Raw genomic sequence first — 15,954 nt, 5'->3', positions numbered from 1 at the left:
CCATGTCGACACACGACACGACTCCGACACGAGTCACGACTCCAAGGACCGTCATGACCATCGACGACCTCGCACGCCCCGACACCCCCGAAGCGGCGGACGGACCCCCGGGCGGCCGCCGGGCGAGCGGCTGGGCCGCGCTGCGCCCGCTCGTCCTGCGCCTGCACTTCTACGCGGGCGTCCTCGTCGCCCCGTTCCTGCTCGTCGCCGCCGCCAGCGGACTGCTGTACGCGCTCTCCTATCCGGCCGAGAAGGTGCTCTACGCGCACGAGCTCGAAGTCCCGGTGCCGGACGGCGCCACCGCCCTGCCGCTCTCCCGCCAGGTCGAGGCCGCCCGCGCCGCCGACCCCGACGGCACCGTCACCGCCGTCTGGCCCGGTGCCGAGCCCGGGGCCACCACCCGGGTCCTCATGGCGGACCCGGACGTCCCGGAGGGCACCTCCCTCGCCGTCTTCGTCGACCCCTACACCGGCGACATACGCGGACAGCTGCCCAGCTACGGCAGCTCCGGCGCGCTCCCGCTGCGCACCTGGCTCTCGCAGTTCCACGTCGACCTGCACCTCGGCGAGCTCGGCCGCAACTACAGCGAACTGGCCGCCAGCTGGCTGTGGGTGGTCGCCCTCGGCGGCCTGCTGCTGTGGCTGGGGCGCCGCCGCAGGAACCGCCGCGCCCTCTTCCTGCCGGAGCGCGGACCGAAGTCCCGCCGCCGCACGCTCTCGTGGCACGGCACGGTCGGCCTGTGGGCCGTGGCCGGTCTCGTCGCCCTGTCCGCCACCGGTCTGACCTGGTCGCGGTACGCGGGCGAGAACATCGGCTCCGTCCAGGACCGGCTCGGCGGCGCGACCCCGACGCTCTCCGCGGGACTCGCCGGCGGCGCCGGCGCGGGCGGCGAGCACGCGGGCCACGGCGCCGGACACCACCCGGCGCCCGCCGCCCAGGGCGCGGACGTCGGCATCGACAAGGCGGTCGCGGCGGCCCGCGCCGCCGGCATCGACAGCCCCTCGATCTCCGTCGTCCTGCCCGCCGAGGGCAGCGGTTACGTGGTGAAGGAGACCGACAAGCAGTTCCCGGCGCAGCTGGACTCCGTGGCCGTGGACCCGGCCGACGGCACCGTCCTCGACAGCCTCCGCTTCGCCGACTACCCGCTGCTCGCCCAGCTCACCCGGATCGGCATCGACGCCCACATGGGCGTCTACCTGGGCCTGTTCAACCAGCTCGCGCTCGCCGCCCTCGCGCTCGCCCTGATCCTGCTGATCGTCTGGGGCTACCGGATGTGGTGGCTGCGCCGACCGGGCCGCCCGGTCGCCCGCGGCACCTGGCGCAGGGTCCCGCCCACGATGCTGCTCCCGCTCCTCGCGGTGACCGCGCTGGTCGGCTGGTTCGTGCCGCTGCTCGGCATCAGCCTGGTGGCCTTCCTGGCCGTCGACCTCGCCCTGGCGCTCGTCGCCCGGGCGAGGTCACGACGAACCGCCTGATCAGGGCGTGTACTTGTAGCCGACCCGCCGCACGGTCTGGATCGTGTGGCGGTGCTCGGCGCCCAGCTTGCGGCGCAGCCGGGCCACGTGGACGTCCACGGTCCGGCCGTCGCCCACGTGCCCGTACCCCCACACCGTCGTGACCAGCTGGTCGCGGGTGTGCACCCGGTGCGGGCGGGCCACGAGGTGGGCGAGCAGCTCGAACTCGAGGTAGGTCAGGTCGAGCGGCCGCCCGTCGACACTGGCGATGCGCTGCACGCTGTCGATGGTCACCGGCCCCTGCTCGATCTGCGCCTCCGGAGCCACCAGGTGCGCCGGCGGCTGCTGGTCGGCGGGCAGCAGGACCAGATACCCGACCATCGGCGGCCGGCCCGGCAGCGTGGGCAGCGCGTGCGGCGGCGCGGGCAGGAGCGTGGCGCCGGGCGGCAGGAAGTCGGCGACCTGGGCGAGCCCGGCGACCTCGTCGGGCGCGACGGCCCGCAGACGGGGACGGGCGGCGGTCAGGGGGGCGGCGGCAGCCTGGGTGTGGGCCATGGAAGTCTCAGCTCTTTCGCGCGAGTTGCGGACGGACGGGGCGTCGTACGTCGTGCGCGTCGGCCGAAGGCCGCGGGACCGGCATCCGTGCCGGTCGGGGCTTTAGAGGGCCGACGCGTTCCTCACGCGCCGACAGCACCGGTCGAAGTCGTGGTGCTGCCGGGAAGGCCAGAACGGCTCGAGGTCGTGGCGACCCGTCGCGGTGTCGTTCTGCATGCTGGCCATATCCCTATTAAACCAGGAGGGAAACGAGCTGAGCACCCCTCGGTCGGCCACAAACAGCGCTCGACCGACCGGAGTCCCGCGCCGGCCGGGCCCCTGACGGGGACCGACCGCCCCGGACCACCTCCCCCGGCGGCCCGGGAGACCCGGCCCGTGCGGCCCCGGCCACCGCGCTCTCCGCCCGGCGACGCGAGGAGGGCGCCCCCTCCGTCGCGTACGACGGCGGGGACGCCCTCCTCGGAGTGCGCGGACCGGACCGGTCTCAGACCTGGCCGGCCTTCTCCAGGGCCTCGCAGCAGGTGTCCACCAGGAGGCGGGTCACCGTGTACGGGTCCACGTTGGCGTTCGGACGGCGGTCCTCGATGTAGCCCTTGCGGTCCTGCTCCACCTGCCACGGGATGCGGACCGAGGCGCCGCGGTCGGAGACGCCGTAGGAGTACTCGTCCCACGGGGCGGTCTCGTGCAGACCGGTCAGGCGCGCGTCGATGCCGGCGCCGTAGTTCTTGACGTGGTCGAGCGGCTTCGAGCCCTCGCCGAGCGACTCGCACGCGGTGATGATCGCGTCGTAGCCCTCGCGCATCGCCTTGGTGGAGAAGTTGGTGTGCGCGCCGGCGCCGTTCCAGTCGCCCTTCACCGGCTTCGGGTCCAGGGTCGCGGAGACGTTGAAGTCCTCGGCCGTGCGGTAGAGCAGCCAGCGGGCCACCCACAGCTGGTCGGCGACCTCCAGCGGCGCGAGCGGGCCGACCTGGAACTCCCACTGGCCCGGCATGACCTCGGCGTTGATGCCGGAGATGCCCAGACCGGCCTTGAGACAGTTCTCCAGGTGCGCCTCGACGATCGGACGGCCGAAGATCTCGTCGGCGCCGACGCCGCAGTAGTAGCCGCCCTGCGGGGCCGGGAAGCCGCCGACGGGGAAGCCGAGCGGACGCTCGCCGTCGAAGAAGGTGTACTCCTGCTCGATGCCGAAGATCGGCTCCTGGGCGGCGTACTTCGCGTACACCTCGGCCAGCGCGGCCCGCGTGTTGGTCTCGTGCGGCGTCATGTCCGTGTTGAGGACCTCGCACATCACGAGGATGTCGGCGCCGCCGCGGATCGGGTCGGGGCAGGAGAAGACCGGCTTGAGGACGCGGTCCGAGGCGTGACCCTTGGCCTGGTTGGTGCTGGAGCCGTCGAAGCCCCAGATCGGCAGCTCCTCCAGCGGCAGGCCCTCACCCGCGATGATCTTCGTCTTGGAGCGAAGCTTCGCGGTCGGCTCGGTGCCGTCGATCCAGATGTACTCAGCCTTGAAGGTCACGGGGCCTCATCCTTTGGCATGCGGGTGCCGGGCGGCGGCTCGCGACGTTGCGAGGGCTGCGGTGGCGGTGTCTGCGTCGTGCGCAGCTTCGCAACACGGGATTTCCCGTCGGTTGCCCGATTGTGAACCCCGTGTTACTCAGCCTTCCCGCTTCTCGCGCAGCCGCCGTGCGACGACGTGCGCGTCCAGCAGGGAGCCGAAGCCGGCCCGCCGGATCCGCGCCACCAGCTCGGCGTACGACGTGCCGAGTGCCTCCGCCGTACGGTCCAGGTGCCAGTCGCAGTCCGCGAGCCGGCGCAGCAGGTACCCCCGCCGGATCTGGTTCTCCGACAGCCGGAAGGTCTTCAGGTAGAGCGTCCGCCCCTTGTGGTCGCAGATCAGCTCGCCGATGTGCTGCTCCTGCCCCGAGCGCAGGAACGGCGGCAGGAAGCGGTGGAGCCGGAAGCCGCCCATCCGGTGAACCCGCTCGAAGGCGTACGGGGTCTCCAGCAGGTCCCGCGCCATCAGCCCGTCGTGCGCCTCGGCCCAGGCCCGCTCCTGGGCGTGGGCGGCCCGGCGCAGATCGGCGAGCGAGCGCACGGCGCCGGCGTCCAGGGACGTCGTGAAGTCCGCCACGGGGGAGCCGTACAGCGCGTACTGGTGCACCAGCTCCCCGAAGAGGTCCTCCACCAGCGTCGGGTGCAGCACCCGGTAGTCGCCGGGGTGCGGGACCACGAAGGCGGCCGCCAGCGCGTCGGCCACGTACAGCAGCATCCCGCACTGCCCCGGGTGGATCTCGAAGACCCGCAGGGCCTCGGCGAGTCCCGGCACCTGCCACCCCGCGTAGGCCGCCTCCGCGCGCGGCGACAGCCCGCGCCGCACCGCCTCCCGGGACCACTCGTCCCACACGACGGACGGCCCGCCGAAATGCAGCGCCAGATACCCCTCCAGGGCGAGATGGAGCGGCAGGAACCGCAGCCGGGACGCGCCCCGGCGGCGCCGGGCGAGCCGCCGCACCGGCACCGCCACCGGCGGCTCGGTCCCGAGCCGGGTCCCGTAGGCGGCGGCCTCCGTACCCGAACCGGACCAGTCCGCGACGAACCCGTGCGGGATGTACGAGGTGTACGCCGTGCCGTCGCCGACGTCCACCGTGTCGCCGAACGGGCCGCCGGCGTAGACCTCACGGTGCAGCCGCAGGCCGGTCACCGGCTCGTCCCGCACCAGCGGGACGAGCCGCACCCCGCCCCACACCTGGGCGGGCCGGACGGTGAGCCCGGTCAGATCGATCCGGCTCATGCCCGTCCCTCCGCCGCGGCCGCCCCCAGGAACAGCTCCACCCGGCGGTCCAGATACGCCCGCAGCGCCGGCAGCCCCTCGCGGCCCTCGGCGAAGCGGGCGATCTCCACCAGCGCCGACAGGTCCTCCGCGTCCCGGATGCCCGCCGTCGGCACCCCGGGTGCCAGCCGGCGCACGTCGAAGACGTCCGCGTCGTATACGGGGTTCACATGGACCACGCTCGTCCGCCGCTCCGGATCGAGCCGCGCCCGCCACACCCGCAGCACCTCGCCGGCGAGCCCGGGCGGCGCGTTGTCCCAGCCGTCCGAGACGATCACCAGGCGCTCCGGCGCGTCCTCCAGGGCATCGAGGATCCGCGTCCCGAGCGGCGTCGGGCCCCACGGGCGGACCAGCAGCGGATCGCGCCCGCCCGAGGTCCAGTGCGCCGTGTACGCCCCCGGCGCCGCCAGCGCCTCCAGGAGGAAGTGGCAGCCGAGCGCGACGGCCAGCGGCCGGCGCCGCTTCACCCCCGAACCCGAGGCGGACCAGCTGTCGTCGAGCACCGAGGCCACCCGGCCCCAGCGTCCGGCGTGCGGACCCGCCACCCGTCGCGCGGCGCTCCGCAGGGCCCCGGTCAGCTCGCCGCGCCGCCGCGCCCTCTCCTCGAAGGGCAGCGACAGCACGTACAGCGCGAGCCGGGTCAGGGGCATCACCGACAGGTCGGTGCCCGGACCGGCGGCGCGGGTGCGCAGCCGCTCCAGGCGGGTCATCCGCGGTGCCATCCGCTCCAGGAACACCTCGCGGCGCACCCCGTGCCGGGCGGCGAACCCCTCGGCCACCGTGAACGGGAGCTCGTACAGCGCCCCCTGCTCGTGGCGCGCCCGGCGGAACGCCTCCAGGGTGGGGTGCGCGTAGCGGGCGCGCCGGCCGGGGGCGAAGAGGAAGTCGCCCAGCTCGGCCCCCGGCTCCCCGCCCCGCGGGAACGGCAGATGCGCGTGGCGAACGGCGGCCTTCAGCCCGGACCGGTACTTCACGGCGTCGTGCGCCAGGTCGCGGGCCGCCAGCCAGTCGCGCACGATCGCCCGGGTGCGCCGGTTGTTGACCCCGGCGGCCCGCAGGGCGCCGAACAGGCGGTAGACCCGCTGCGGCGGCAGCTTCGCGAGCCGCGCGGCGATCAGCCGCCCCTCGCCCGCGCCCGCCTCGCCCGGGGAGCGGAGCAACTGCTCCACGATCAGGGCGGCGTTGTGGTCGTTGACGTCCAGCGCGAGCGTGGCGGCGTACAGCGGGCGGTAGTTGACCCGGACGTACTCGTGGACGAAACGGAGGGAGAGCCGCTGCTCCCCGGCGGAGGAGCGGAACTCGCCCTGACCGGTCGCGGTGACGGCCGCGTTGACGAAGAGCAGGACGTCCTCGGCGGCGATCAGGTCGGACATCGTCCCCCTCCTTCGCAGGGTGCCGGCCGGGGAATGAGGGCGCGAACAGCGAATACGTTGCTTCAGAGGCAGGTCCCGGAAGTCGCACCGGAGTCCCGCGGCCGGCGCGGAAACGCTAGCACCGGGGGCGGGGAGGGCCTCCACCGGTTTTCCGCGCCCACCGGCGGCCCGCGGACGCGCCCCGCGGAGGCGGCCCGCGGCGTCGGTTCGCGTCCCGGGGGTCCCGGGCCCACGGGACCGGGCGAGGGGCCGGACCGGCAGACTGGGGGCATGACGAAGCTTCCTGGCGCCCGCACCCGCATCGGTCTCCTCGGCACCGGCCCCTGGGCCGAGCGCACCCACGGGCCGGCCCTCGCGGGGCACCCGGGCGTGGAGTTCAGCGGGGTGTGGGGGAGGCGCCCCGAGGCCGCCGCCGCGCTGGCGGCCGCGTGCGGGACCCGCGCCTACGCGGAGGTGGACGCGCTGTTCGAGGCCAGCGACGCCGTCGCCCTGGCCCTGCCTCCCGACGTCCAGGCGCCGCTCGCGATGCGGGCCGCGGCGGCCGGCTGCCACGTGATCCTCGACAAGCCGGTGGCGACGACCGTGGCGACGGCCCGCGAGCTGTCCGGCGCGGTGACGGCGGCCGGGGTCGCCTCGGTCGTCTTCTGCACCCTGCGCTTCGCGGACTCCACCGCCCGCTGGATCGACGAACAGGCGGCGGCGGGAGGCTGGTTCCTCGGCGAGGCGCACTGGCTGGGCTCGCTGTTCGCGCCGGGCTCGGACAGCGCGTACGCCGCCTCGCCCTGGCGGCGGGAGAAGGGCGGCCTGTGGGACGTGGGCCCGCACGTCCTCTCGGTCTACCTGCCGGTGCTCGGCGACGTCACCTCGGTGACCTGCGCCGCCGGCCCGGCGGACACCCGCCATCTGGTGCTCCGTCACGCCTCGGGCGCGAGCAGCACGGCCACGCTCACCCTCAGCGCCCCGCCCGGGGCCTCGGAGGCCGCGCTCTCCCTGTACGGCGAGCACGGGCGGACGACGATGCCGGGCTGGGACGGCGCCCTCGGCGCCTTCGCCGGTGCGGTGGACGCCCTCCTGGACGCGGTCCGGACCGGCGAGCCGCACCCCTGCGACGTCCGCTTCGGCGCCCGGCTCACCGAGATCCTGGCGGAGGCCGAGGCGCAGGCCGCGGGGTCGCTCCCGGACCGTGGGCACGGCACCGGCGGCCCCGGGACGCCGCAGCCCTAGGAGGCCGTGCGCGCGGGATCCGCTCGGGCCCCCGGCCTGCCCGCGTCGCCGGCCCTCACCCTGCCCGCGCGCCGGCCCCCGGCCGGCACCCGCGCCGGCCGGATCAGCGGGACAAGGCGTCCCGCACCGCCTCCTCGGACCGCGCGACCACGGCCGTGCCGTCCTCGGCGGTGATGATCGGGCGCTGGATCAGCTTCGGGTGCGCGGCGAGGGCCTCGACCCAGCGGTCCCGGCTCGCGTCGTCCCGCGCCCAGTCCTTGAGCCCGAGCTCCTTCGCGGCCGCCTCCTGGGTCCGCGTGATGTCCCACGGCTCCAGGCCCAGCCGCTCCAGGACCGCCCGGATCTCGTCCGGTGAGGGCACGTCCTCCAGGTAGCGGCGCACGGTGTAGTCAGCGCCCTCGGCGTCCAGCAGGGTGAGCGCGCTGCGGCACTTGGAACAGGCGGGGTTGATCCAGATCTCCATGCTCACAAAGTACCGCCAAAGCAGGTCTGGCCAGGGACGATTGTCAGTGGGGGGCACTAAAATGAGGGGTGAAGGTGAGGGTCCCGGGGAGGGCCCCCGCCCACCGTTCGCCAGGAGGTCGCCCGTGGCCGTCGCCATGATCCGGACACCGTCCCTCGAACCCTGGAAGCCCCTCCAGAGGCAGCCGCTCCCGGCGGGCCGCCCCCGGGAGTGGTACGTCACGCACAACCGCCGGCTGAAGGCCATGCGCCTCGCGATCGCCCTGCTCGACGCGGGCGTCTATCTGCCGTCCCGGGCGTCGAACGCCAAGATACGCACCACCGCCGTGCAGCTCGGCATCCACCCGCCCTCCGACACCACCTGCCACATGGTCCGCGCGCTCATCCGCTACGGCCGCTGAGCGGCCGTCCACGACGCGCTGCCCGGCTCCGGCATTCGCACCCGGGCCGGGCAGCGCCCCTCCTCGGCGCCGGCTACCAGGCCGCGGGCAGCCGCTCCGGCAGCCGCTTCATGAAGTTGGTGCGCCACACCAGCTGCTCGACGGGCACCGCGAGCCGCAGCTCCGGCAGCCGGTCGAGGAGCGTCTCCAGGGCGATCTCGGCGTGCCGCTTGCCGAGCGCGGTCGCCGGGCAGAAGTGCCGGCCGCCACCGAAGGACAGGTGCTCCGCGGCGTTCGCCCGGTCCGGCCGGAAGGCGAGCGGCTCGGGGAACTGCTCGGGATCGTGGTTGGCCGCCTCCACGAGCACCAGCACCAGCTCGCCCGCCCGCACCAGGGTGTCACCGAGCCGGACGTCCTCCAGCGCGAGTCGCGGCAGCCCGTCGCCGATGGACAGGTTGACCCGCAGCAGCTCGTCCATGGCGCCGACCACCCCGCCGCCCGCCAGGGCGTCCCGCACGTCCTGCCGGGTCAGCACCGACACCAGCGCCATGGTCAGGAAGCCCGCGGTGGAGATCACCCCGGCCCCGAAGAGCGTCACCCCGACCGTCGCCAGCATCTCGTCGGTCAGGTGCGCGTACTCGGGATCGTCGCGCAGCGCCGCGAGCTCCGCCATCAGCCCACCGGTCGCCGGATCGTCCAGCCGCTCGGTCATGTAGGCGATGTCCCGGTCCCAGTGGAGCCGGGCGGCCTCGATCTCGCGCGGCGCGTTCATGAAGGCCACGTCCAGGCTGCGCAGCAGCCGCGGCCCGTCCTCCTCCGGGATCCCCAGGAGCCGGCAGTGCAGCCCGGCCGAGTACGGGTCGGCGAAGCCGCTCCGCAGCTCCCCGGGCGCCCCCTCGGCGCGCATGGCGTCCACCAGCGCCCCGGCCTTGGCGCGCAGCCACTCCTCCAGGCCCGGGGCCTTCGGGTTGATCGCCTTCATCACGGCCTTGCGCAGCCCCGCGCCCGTGATGTTGCCCATGTTGTTCACGACGTGCGGCGGGATGGTCAGCGCGTACTGCCGGGGCACCCCGGGCGCGGAGGTGTCCTTCAGGCTGAACCTCGGGTCCTCCAGGACCTGCTTGCACAGCCCGTACGAGGAGACCAGCCAGGCCTCGGCACCGGCGATGGTCCGCACCTTCCGCACCGGCTCGGCGCGCAGTGCGCCGACCTCGGCGGGCAGCCGGGTGCCGTTCCAGTCGAAGGGGAAGTCGGGCAGCGTCTCGACGGCGAGGGTCATCGCGCATCTCCTTCGGGGGACGGGGCGGATTCACGGGACTCGGCGGGCGTGAGGATGCCGTGTCCCTGGTTGCGCGAGGCGCGCAGCCCGGATCCCCGGGCGTAGAGCAGGTCCGCGAGCGGCAGGGCCTGGTGGTAGACGTTCAGCGAGGACGGCACCCCGAGGATCGCCGGGGTGTCGAGGAACAGCGGCACCTCGGCGCAGATGTACTCCCGGCACACCTCCTTCTGCCGCTCGGTGGTCTCCTGTCCCGGGGTGAGCTTCCCGGCGAGGAAGATCCCGGCCAGCGCGTCGCAGGTCGCCCGCACCAGTGGATCCCCGGCCACGGCCGCCACCACCTCGCGGTGCAGGGCGTCGTAGGCCGGCACGCCGCGGAACTCGGACATCCCCCGGCCCCGCAGCCGCCCGCCGGCCCCGGCCTCCGCCACGGCGCCCTGGACCTTCGCCCGCACCCCGCGCAGGTTCTTCACGGCCTTGCGCCGTGCCTCGTCGGGCGCGTAGCCGAGGGCCTCGTACATGTCGGCGACGTGCAGATCGGTGTAGACGAAGTCGACCCGTTCGTAGTGGTCGAGCCCCCAGCGCGCCAGATCGCGCATGCGCTGGGCAGTGAAATAACTGTTCCCCGGTGAGACGCCGATGACCACGTGTGCACCCTCGTCGGCGATGACGCGGCAGTGGTCGGTGTACGGCTGGAGTCGTAGCGTCTCGGCAGGGGCGAAAGCCGCCTGAGTCACGTTCGGCAAGTCCTCATCGCGCCAGCTAGTCCCAGCGGAGCCCTGTGCTCCGGGTGTGGCGGCAGCGACGACCACACGCTATCGATCAGTCGCGGAGAGTGAACCCCCTACTCGTAGGTATGGACGAAAGTTTGTCTGCTGTTCGCATCCTTGTAGGAAACGCGGCGAGGGCCGCCATCCCGGGAAGGGATGCCGGCCCTCGTGGGGCAGCCTGCGGCTTAGAGGTCGAAGTAGAGCTCGAACTCGTGCGGGTGCGGGCGAAGCTGGATCGGGGCGATCTCGTGGGTGCGCTTGTAGTCGATCCAGGTCTCGATCAGGTCGGGGGTGAAGACACCGCCGGCCTGCAGGTACTCGTTGTCGTTCTCCAGGGCGGTGAGAACGGCCTCGAGGTTGGTCGGGACCTGGGCGACGCCCGCGTGCTCCTCGGGGGCGAGCTCGTAGAGGTCCTTGTCGATCGGCTCGGCCGGCTCGATCTTGTTCTTGACGCCGTCGAGGCCCGCGAGGAGCAGGGCGGAGAAGGCGAGGTACGGGTTCGAGGACGGGTCCGGCGCGCGGAACTCGACGCGCTTGGCCTTCGGGTTCGAGCCCGTGATCGGGATGCGCATGGCGGCGGAGCGGTTGCGCTGCGAGTAGACCAGGTTGATCGGGGCCTCGAAGCCCGGCACCAGGCGGTGGTACGAGTTCACCGTCGGGTTGGTGAAGGCGAGCAGCGACGGGGCGTGCTTCAGGATGCCGCCGATGTAGTAGCGCGCGGTGTCCGACAGGCCCGCGTAGCCGGCCTCGTCGTAGAACAGCGGGTCGCCGTTCGACCACAGCGACTGGTGGACGTGCATGCCCGAGCCGTTGTCACCGAAGATCGGCTTCGGCATGAAGGTCGCGGTCTTGCCGTTCCGCCAGGCGACGTTCTTGATGATGTACTTGAACAGCATCAGGTCGTCGGCCGCGGCGAGCAGCGTGTTGAACTTGTAGTTGATCTCCGCCTGGCCGGCGGTGCCGACCTCGTGGTGCTGGCGCTCGACCTGCAGGCCGACCTTCTCCAGCTCCAGGGACATCTCCGCGCGCAGGTCGGCGAAGTGGTCGACCGGCGGGGCCGGGAAGTAGCCGCCCTTGTAGCGGACCTTGTAGCCCCGGTTGTCCTCCTCCTTGCCGGTGTTCCAGGCGCCGGCCTCGGAGTCGATGTGGTAGAAGCCCTGGTTCGCGGAGGTCTCGAAGCGGACCGAGTCGAACACGTAGAACTCGGCCTCGGGGCCGAAGTACGCGGTGTCGGCGATGCCGGTGGAGGCCAGGTACGCCTCCGCCTTCTTCGCGATGTTGCGCGGGTCACGGCTGTACTGCTCGCCCGTGATCGGGTCGTGGATGAAGAAGTTGATGTTCAGCGTCTTGTCGCGGCGGAACGGGTCCAGGCGGGCCGTCGACAGGTCGGCGCGCAGGGCCATGTCCGACTCGTGGATCGCCTGGAAGCCGCGGATCGACGAACCGTCGAAGGCCAGCTCCTCGGACGGGTCGAACGCCGTCGCCGGGATCGTGAAGTGCTGCATCACGCCCGGAAGGTCGCAGAAACGGACATCGACCATCTTGACGTCATTGTCCTGAATGAACTTCTTGGCCTCGTCGGCGTTCTGGAACATCCAACTCCTCCTACTCCCGGCCCGGGGAGGGGCGGGGTTGCAGCTCGGTCGTGCGGCCAGTGCGGTGGCACACGCAGGACCCGACCATAGGCAGACGGGATTTCTCAAGCATGACCCATTTGTTTCGTCGAAGTTAACCGGGGCGGGTGTGCCCCGCAGCCCCGCGAGGACCCGGCCACCCAGGCCGAAGTGATCAAAAACGGGCGCAGTACCGTGGTCGGGTGGACAACAGGCAAGCACTCGGATCATGGCTCTCCGGCCCGCGCGCCGCGGCCGAAGAAGCAGGCGTGGACTTCGGTTACCGGGGGCAGCAGCTCGGTCTGCCGGAGGAGGGGCCGGGCTCGATCGCCCGCCCCGGCCGCCGCCTCGGCGCCCTCGCCGTCGACTGGGCCCTCTGCATGCTGATCGCATACGGCCTTCTCACCCACGGCTACAACCAGGCCACCGGCAACTGGGCCCTGCTCATCCTGCTGGTCGTGAGCGTCCTCACGGTCGGCACCGTCGGCTCCACCCCCGGCAAGCGCCTCTTCGGACTCCGGGTCGTCTCGGTGCACGGCGGGCGCCTCGGCATCGTCCGGGTCGCCCTGCGCAGCCTCCTGGTCTGCCTCGCCCTCCCGGCGCTCATCTGGGACCGCGACGGCCGCGGCCTGCACGACCGCTTCTCCGGCGCCGTCCAGGTCCGGATCTGAGACCCGCCGCGGGGCCCGCGCCGCGACGGGAACGAGAAGACGGGAACGAGAAGGGGCGCCCCGGACCGAGCAGGTCCGGGGCGCCCCTTCGTCGTCTCCTGCGCTCAGCGCATCTTTCCGCCGCGCGGCATCCGCATGCCCTTCGGCATCGGACCCTTCGGCAGCGGCATGTTGCTCATCAGGTCGCCCATGGCCCGCAGCCGGTCGTTGGCGGCCGTCACCTGCGGACCGGACAGCAGCCGGGGCAGCTTCAGCATCCTGGTGCGGACCTTCTTCAGCGGCACCTGGCCGGCGTCCTCGTCGTTGCCGACGACGATGTCGGTCACCGGCACGTCCACCGCGACCCGGGCCATCTTCTTCTTCTCGGCCGCGAGCAGCGGCTTCAGCCGGTTCGGGTTGCCCTCGCCGACCAGCACGATGCCCTGGCGGCCGACCGCCCGGTGCACGACGTCCTGGTTGCGGTTCATCGCGACCGCCGGGGTCACCGTCCAGCCCCGCCCGATGTTCTGCAGCACCGCCGCCGCAGCGCCGGGCTGGCCCTCCATCTGCCCGAAGGCGGCCTTCTCCGCGCGCCGTCCGAAGACGATCGCCATCGCGAGGAACGCGAGGACGAAGCCGAGAATGCCCAGGTAGACCGGGTGACCGATCAGGAAGCCGATCGCGAGGAGGACACCGAGTACGACGATGCCCACGCCCGCGACGACGAGACCGACCTTCGGGTCGGCCTTCCGGGTCATCTTGTACGTGAGGGCGATCTGCTTCAGTCGCCCGGGGTTCGCGGCGTCAGCGCCGCCCGTGTTTGCCTTCCTCGCCATGTCCTGAAGTTTACGTGGCCCGGGAGGCCCGACCGGCCACGGCCTCCATCACGTTTTGGGCCTCCACGCGGTCCTTCGCGCGGCGACGGTCCTCCAGGACGGACGTCCAGGCGTTACGCCGGGCGGTGCGCTGCCCCCGGGCCAGCAGCAGGGCCTCCATGGCGCGCAGGGCGTCGGTGACGGACGGGAACGCGGTGGCTCGGATATGCGCGGCCTGCATGGGCGAGGGCCTCCGTGAACGTTCGTGGCAGTGAGTGAGAACAGGCTCACAGAACGGTGTTACCAGGGTGTGACCCCACGGTCAAACACTGATGAAGACACCGGACACGACAGATGCGGCCATCCGGACGGACGGCCGCATCTGTGAAAGGCGCGAAAAAGCTGTTGACCCGACGGCCCGGAACACGCCCCGCGCGCTCCGGCTCGGCTGCGCTGCACGGGTCCTCCGGTCGCGCTCCGCCTCGCCGCCGCTGCGGCCGGGTGCCCGCCCTCGTCCCTCGGACGGACCCCCCGCCTACGCTCCGGCTCGGCTGCGCTGCTCCATGGCCTGCTGGTACAGGCGTCCCGCGCGGTACGAGGAGCGGACCAGCGGGCCCGACATCACGCCGGAGAAGCCGATCTCGTCGGCCTCCTCCTTCAGCTCCACGAACTCCTGCGGCTTCACCCAGCGCTCCACGGGGTGGTGCCGGACGGAAGGACGCAGGTACTGCGTGATGGTGATCAGCTCGCAGCCGGCGTCGTGCAGGTGCTGCAGGGCCTCGCTGATCTCCTCACGGGTCTCGCCCATGCCGAGGATCAGGTTGGACTTCGTGACCAGACCGTAGTCCCGGGCCTTGGTGATGACCTCCAGCGACCGCTCGTAGCGGAAGCCGGGCCGGATCCGCTTGAAGATCCGCGGCACCGTCTCGACGTTGTGCGCGAAGACCTCCGGACGCGAGGCGAAGACCTCGTCCAGGAGCTCCGGCACCGCGTTGAAGTCCGGGGCCAGCAGCTCGACCTTGGTACGGCCCGCGGCCCGCTCGGCGGTCTGCTGGTGGATCTGGCGCACGGTCTCCGCGTACAGCCAGGCGCCGCCGTCCTCCAGGTCGTCGCGGGCGACGCCGGTGATCGTGGCGTAGTTCAGGTCCATCGTGACGACGGACTCGCCCACGCGGCGCGGCTCGTCACGGTCGAGGGCCTGCGGCTTGCCGGTGTCGATCTGGCAGAAGTCGCAGCGGCGCGTGCACTGGTCGCCGCCGATGAGGAAGGTCGCCTCGCGGTCCTCCCAGCACTCGAAGATGTTGGGACAGCCCGCCTCCTGGCAGACCGTGTGCAGGCCCTCGCTCTTCACGAGACCCTGCAGCTTGTTGTACTCGGGCCCCATCTTCGCCCGGGTCTTGATCCACTCGGGCTTGCGCTCGATGGGGGTCTGGCTGTTCCGGACCTCCAGGCGCAGCATCTTGCGTCCGTCGGGTGCGACTGCGGACACATCGGCTCCTGTAGCTTCGATTCTTCGGCGCACACCAGGGTACGCCCGTTGCTTCCTCTGCCCTTCACCCTTGGCCAACCCGTGGCCAGGGGTGGGCATTCCTAGGCCGGGGCCTGCGCCGCCTCGCCCGCGCCGTCGCGTGCCGCCTCGCCCGCGCCGTCGCGCTCGACGGGGCGCGGCTTCAGCTCCGCGTTCTCCAGCACGTCCCGCAGGTGCTTCTCCACCACCGGGAGCACCTCCTCGATCGTGACGTCCCGGCCGAGCTCGCCGGCCAGCGAGGCCACGCCCGCGTCGCGGATGCCGCACGGGATGATCCGGTCGAACCAGGTGTTGTCCGGGTTCACGTTGAGGGCGAAGCCGTGCATGGTGACGCCCTTGGCGACCCGGATGCCGATGGCCGCCAGCTTGCGGTCCTCACGGCGCTGGCCGGCGTTGGACGGGGCGTACTCCGGGCCGTTCAGCCGGGGGTCGAACTCCTCGTCGGTGAGCCGCGGGTCGAAGTCCAGCGAGAGACCGCCGAGCGCCGGGCGCTGCTCCACCGGGTCGCCGAGCACCCACACGCCACTGCGGCCCTCGACCCGGCTGGTCGCCACGCCGAACTCGGCGGCGGTGCGGATCAGCGCCTCCTCCAGGCGGCGGACGTGGGCGACCACGTCGACCGGGCGGGGCAGCTTCATGATCGGGTAGCCGACCAGCTGGCCCGGCCCGTGCCAGGTGATCTTGCCGCCGCGGTCCACGTCCACGACCGGCGTCCCGTCCAGCGGGCGCTCGCTGTCCGCGGTGCGCCTGCCCGCGGTGTACACCGGCGGGTGCTCCAGCAGCAGACAGGTGTCCTCGACCTCGTCGGCGAACCGGGCTGCGTGCACCTCGCGCTGCTTGTCCCACGCCACCCGGTACTCGACGGCGTCCTCGCCGAAGCCCAGACGGACGAATCGCAGCTCACTCACGGCCTTGCCTCCTCCTGGGTGCCGTGGACCGGGTTCCGGGGATCGTCCCGGGCGGGAGCCGGCGCGGCACCATGCGTCATTCACGCCCATGCCACTGTACGGCGACGGACCGAACG

16 protein-coding genes are annotated in these 15,954 nt (G+C 72.6%); 4 read left to right on the top strand and 12 right to left on the bottom strand.

Translation table 11 applies throughout. The features are described from left to right. Positions 1-53: 53 nt before the first annotated feature. On the top strand, positions 54-1,475 hold the full coding sequence (locus ACGF1Z_RS07965; RefSeq protein WP_393001156.1) for a PepSY-associated TM helix domain-containing protein: 1,422 nt from the start codon (positions 54-56) through the stop codon (positions 1,473-1,475). Here ACGF1Z_RS07965 and ACGF1Z_RS07960 read toward each other — a convergent pair whose 3' ends face one another. The 4 genes from ACGF1Z_RS07960 to ACGF1Z_RS07945 form a co-directional block, all read right to left on the bottom strand. Continuing rightward, the gene (locus tag ACGF1Z_RS07960; RefSeq protein WP_393001154.1) at positions 1,476-2,009 is read right to left on the bottom strand and encodes a winged helix-turn-helix domain-containing protein; all 534 of its coding nucleotides are present in this window, start codon (positions 2,007-2,009) and stop codon (positions 1,476-1,478) included. Positions 2,010-2,493: 484 nt separating this feature from the next. Then, a complete protein-coding gene (gene glnII / locus ACGF1Z_RS07955; RefSeq protein ID WP_376637609.1) occupies positions 2,494-3,525 on the bottom strand; it encodes a glutamine synthetase in 1,032 nt (343 codons plus the stop codon). Positions 3,526-3,663: 138 nt separating this feature from the next. After that, positions 3,664-4,800 (bottom strand): hypothetical protein, encoded by a 1,137-nt coding sequence (locus ACGF1Z_RS07950; protein WP_393001151.1) that lies wholly within the window; start codon positions 4,798-4,800, stop codon positions 3,664-3,666. Further along, on the bottom strand, positions 4,797-6,212 hold the full coding sequence (locus ACGF1Z_RS07945; RefSeq protein ID WP_393001149.1) for a hypothetical protein: 1,416 nt from the start codon (positions 6,210-6,212) through the stop codon (positions 4,797-4,799). The genes ACGF1Z_RS07950 and ACGF1Z_RS07945 overlap by 4 nt, the downstream gene beginning before the upstream one ends. A 270-nt stretch (positions 6,213-6,482) precedes the next feature. Between ACGF1Z_RS07945 and ACGF1Z_RS07940 the strand changes: the two genes are divergently transcribed. Next, positions 6,483-7,436, top strand: coding sequence for a Gfo/Idh/MocA family protein (locus ACGF1Z_RS07940; RefSeq protein ID WP_393001147.1), 954 nt, complete (start codon positions 6,483-6,485; stop codon positions 7,434-7,436). Between the two features lie 103 nt (positions 7,437-7,539). Here the strand turns inward: ACGF1Z_RS07940 and ACGF1Z_RS07935 are convergent, their stop codons facing one another. Then, on the bottom strand, positions 7,540-7,899 hold the full coding sequence (locus tag ACGF1Z_RS07935) for an arsenate reductase family protein (RefSeq protein WP_393001145.1): 360 nt from the start codon (positions 7,897-7,899) through the stop codon (positions 7,540-7,542). A gap of 136 nt (positions 7,900-8,035) precedes the next feature. On the opposite strand from ACGF1Z_RS07935, the gene ACGF1Z_RS07930 reads away from it, so the two are divergent. Next, complete coding sequence (locus tag ACGF1Z_RS07930; RefSeq protein ID WP_393002425.1) at positions 8,036-8,299, top strand: hypothetical protein; 264 nt, start codon at positions 8,036-8,038, stop codon at positions 8,297-8,299. A gap of 73 nt (positions 8,300-8,372) precedes the next feature. On the opposite strand, the gene ACGF1Z_RS07925 is transcribed toward ACGF1Z_RS07930, so the two are convergent. From ACGF1Z_RS07925 to glnA, 3 genes are all read right to left on the bottom strand, one after another. Beyond that, on the bottom strand, positions 8,373-9,557 hold the full coding sequence (locus ACGF1Z_RS07925) for a cytochrome P450 (protein ID WP_393001143.1): 1,185 nt from the start codon (positions 9,555-9,557) through the stop codon (positions 8,373-8,375). Beyond that, positions 9,554-10,291, bottom strand: coding sequence for a tRNA-dependent cyclodipeptide synthase (locus ACGF1Z_RS07920; protein ID WP_393001141.1), 738 nt, complete (start codon positions 10,289-10,291; stop codon positions 9,554-9,556). Before ACGF1Z_RS07920 ends, ACGF1Z_RS07925 begins: the two co-directional genes overlap by 4 nt. Before the next feature lie 218 nt (positions 10,292-10,509). Continuing rightward, the gene (glnA, locus tag ACGF1Z_RS07915; RefSeq protein ID WP_393001139.1) at positions 10,510-11,919 is read right to left on the bottom strand and encodes a type I glutamate--ammonia ligase; all 1,410 of its coding nucleotides are present in this window, start codon (positions 11,917-11,919) and stop codon (positions 10,510-10,512) included. 221 nt (positions 11,920-12,140) lie between these two features. On the opposite strand from glnA, the gene ACGF1Z_RS07910 reads away from it, so the two are divergent. Further along, positions 12,141-12,608 (top strand): RDD family protein, encoded by a 468-nt coding sequence (locus tag ACGF1Z_RS07910; protein ID WP_376637618.1) that lies wholly within the window; start codon positions 12,141-12,143, stop codon positions 12,606-12,608. Positions 12,609-12,712: 104 nt separating this feature from the next. Here ACGF1Z_RS07910 and ACGF1Z_RS07905 read toward each other — a convergent pair whose 3' ends face one another. The 4 genes from ACGF1Z_RS07905 to lipB all read right to left on the bottom strand — a co-directional run bounded on the left by ACGF1Z_RS07905 (position 12,713) and on the right by lipB (position 15,838). Next, entirely contained in the window at positions 12,713-13,423 is a 711-nt protein-coding gene (locus ACGF1Z_RS07905; protein WP_393001137.1) for a DUF4191 domain-containing protein, read from the bottom strand. A gap of 10 nt (positions 13,424-13,433) precedes the next feature. Beyond that, positions 13,434-13,643, bottom strand: a complete 210-nt coding sequence (locus ACGF1Z_RS07900) for a hypothetical protein (RefSeq protein ID WP_376637620.1) — start codon at positions 13,641-13,643, stop codon at positions 13,434-13,436. 294 nt (positions 13,644-13,937) lie between these two features. Then, a complete protein-coding gene (lipA, locus tag ACGF1Z_RS07895) occupies positions 13,938-14,891 on the bottom strand; it encodes a lipoyl synthase (protein WP_393001134.1) in 954 nt (317 codons plus the stop codon). A gap of 101 nt (positions 14,892-14,992) precedes the next feature. After that, on the bottom strand, positions 14,993-15,838 hold the full coding sequence (gene lipB / locus ACGF1Z_RS07890) for a lipoyl(octanoyl) transferase LipB (protein WP_393001132.1): 846 nt from the start codon (positions 15,836-15,838) through the stop codon (positions 14,993-14,995). Positions 15,839-15,954: the final 116 nt, after the last annotated feature.

The sequence above is a fragment of the Streptomyces sp. NPDC048018 genome, assembly GCF_043202995.1.
In the GTDB taxonomy this organism is placed as follows: domain Bacteria; phylum Actinomycetota; class Actinomycetes; order Streptomycetales; family Streptomycetaceae; genus Streptomyces.
The sequence above is the reverse complement of the archived record's forward strand: the minus strand, read 5'-3'. Positions and strand labels throughout refer to the sequence as shown.